General features: G+C 63.3%; 1 protein-coding gene and 1 pseudogene. Both read right to left on the reverse strand.

The annotated features are described in order from the left end of the window. On the reverse strand, positions 1–1,160 hold a 1,160-nt coding region (locus Q1K49_RS05935; protein WP_300523951.1), incomplete at its 3' end, for a methyl-accepting chemotaxis protein. 898 nt (positions 1,161–2,058) lie between these two features. Beyond that, a pseudogene (locus Q1K49_RS05940) lies at positions 2,059–2,460 on the reverse strand (hypothetical protein); the annotation flags it as partial.

The raw sequence follows: 2,460 nt of genomic DNA on the forward strand, positions 1-2,460 counted from the left end.
GCCACGGTCTCCTCCGACAGGGCCGCGAGGGATTCGGCGCGCTGGGCGGAGAGAACCGCCTCCTCCTGAAGCTCCAGTACCACCTGGCGCTGCCGGGCGATCATGGCGGCCAGCGCGTCCGCCATGGTGTTCATCTCGTCCCGGGTGTTCACGTGGAAGTCCTCCCGGGTGAAGGAGAGATCCCCGTCCCGTGCCCGCTCCGCCAGGGCCACCACGTTCTTGATGGGACGGGAGATGGCGTTGCCGAGCAGGTAGGAGATGACGAGAAAGACCACCACGATGGCGCCCACGAGCCCAACGAGAAGTTTTGCCAGATGGTTCGCCGTGGCGTGGAGTTCCGCCACCGGCACGGCCACGCCCAGTATCCACTTGGGCGCGTGCGGCACGGGAACGGTGAAAAGAGCCTCTTCGACGCCGTCCGGACGGAGAATGACACCCTGAGCGGCCTCCCCTCCCATGGCCCGGCGGACGACGGTGTCAAGCCCCTTGAAACCCAGCGCCGCCGACTCCAGGGCGTTGAGCTTCATCACCTGATTCTGATCCGGATGTGCCACGATGAGCCCGGTGCCGTCCGCCACCCAGCCGAACCCGTCCTCGCCGATTCTGATATTTCCAGCCATCTCGCTGATGGTGGAGAGAAGGATCGTCGCGCCTAAAACGCCCACGGTCCTGCCCGTTCCGTCCTTGATCGCATGGGCAAGCACCAGGATCGGCCTTTTCGTGGCGCCGGAGGGAATCGGGTCCGTGATGACCGTGTCGGCGGCACCGCTCATGATCGTCTTGAAATAGGGCTGTTCCGCCAGGTTCGCCTCCTCGATGCCCATGGTGTTCTCCCCATATCCTTCGGGATCGATGCGGAAATACATCTCGATGAACTGCGCGTCCCGTTTCTGCAGGCGTTCCAGGTCGCTCGCCATGGCATCCCAGTTCATGGTGCGGACGATGTCCATCTCCGCGGCACTCCGCGTCACGTCGGTCATCCGGAGCAACCACTCCCCGAGCTGGTCCGCCCTGGCACGGGCGATATTCATGGCCATCCCGTCCGAAAGGGTCGTCACAGAGCTCTTTACCTGTTGGTAGAGCACGACGCTGAGCGCGCCGCAAAGCACAAGCACCGCGGACACGAACCACGCGAGAATCTTTCCCCGTATCGTTCTCACAAAGAAGACCTCCTCCTGAACGTCGACTGTTTCCAGGATGTATCTTCCCGCGCCCGTTCAGTTCTCTCGCCTGAACGTCGATTGTTTCCAGGATGTTTTCTTCCGCCCCCGTTCAATCCCTCCGGTTCTTTCTCACTCGGGGTTCGCGGAGACACGTGTGCGGCTTCAACTGCTGCGGATACCGGACGCGCTTCGGAACGTGCCCATTCCCCCCTTCTCCATCGGTGTGTGAAAAGCACCTTCACCGCGTTACGTCACCGGCCCGTGGGACATGCCGGAACATCCCTCTCGCTCTTCATCCCTCACTCCCGCCTCTTCTCCGAAAAGGCGGGACGGTTCCGCTTCGAAACCCTGCTCTCCGTTGGAAACCGGAACACTTGAAAAAAGCACCGCACTGACCTTCTGCACATAACATCATAGCATTTTGAGAAGGCGCCGTTACACTGTCCTTTTCAGTGCATTCTTTCTTGATGGCTCGAAGCAAGGCGGAGAACGGGCGAAGGAACGGGAAAAAAGCGGGAGACCCCATCGGGGCCGAGGAACACCTTTTGCAAGGCGACCCCCGCAACGGGGGATGAAGAGGGATTGAAAAGCGAGAGGTGAGGCAAGACGAGGCTGGGTGAGACGGGATGGAGCGCAGCAGGGTGACGTGAGGCAGAGCGGGGTGGAGGAGACGGGACCGGGCACCGTGCGTCGAAACCTCCGAGGCGACGATGGAGTCCGGCCATGCCCTCAACGTGAACCTGTTGCTCGAACACAACAGGACCCTCCTGACAAAGAACGGCTCGGCGCCACAGGCGGTCGCCGAACACCATGAAAACCTTTCTGCAACCCTGACGCTGCACGACCGGAGATCCGGGGTGCTTCCCTGCACCCCGGACCCGATTCCGCGTTGTTGCTACTTTTTCCGGGACGCGCTTTTCTGCGCCCGCGAGCCGGCGGCAAGAGCCGGTGCACCCGCGGAAGTTCCGGCGGTTCCCGACGCCCCCGACGAGCGTGCCCCGTCCACCCGGAACTGGGCCAGAAGTTCCTGGATCCGCTCCGCGCCGGCGGAGGTGTCCTGGGCCTCCCTGGCCACGTTCTCCGATGCCGTGGCGGTGTCCTCCGTGGCGTGCCGGATGTTGCCGATGGTGTCCACCACGGTGAGCGTCCCCTTGGTGACCTGGTCGATGCCGGAGGCCATCTCCTGGGCGGCGGCGGCCTGCTCCTGCGAGGAGGCGGCGATGTTCTGCATCACGTCGTTCACCCGGGCGATCTGGGCGAGAGACTGCTTCAGCTCCTTCTCCGCCTCCGCGGCGGC

This window comes from Aminiphilus sp. (assembly GCF_029975095.1).
Lineage (GTDB): Bacteria > Synergistota > Synergistia > Synergistales > Aminiphilaceae > Aminiphilus.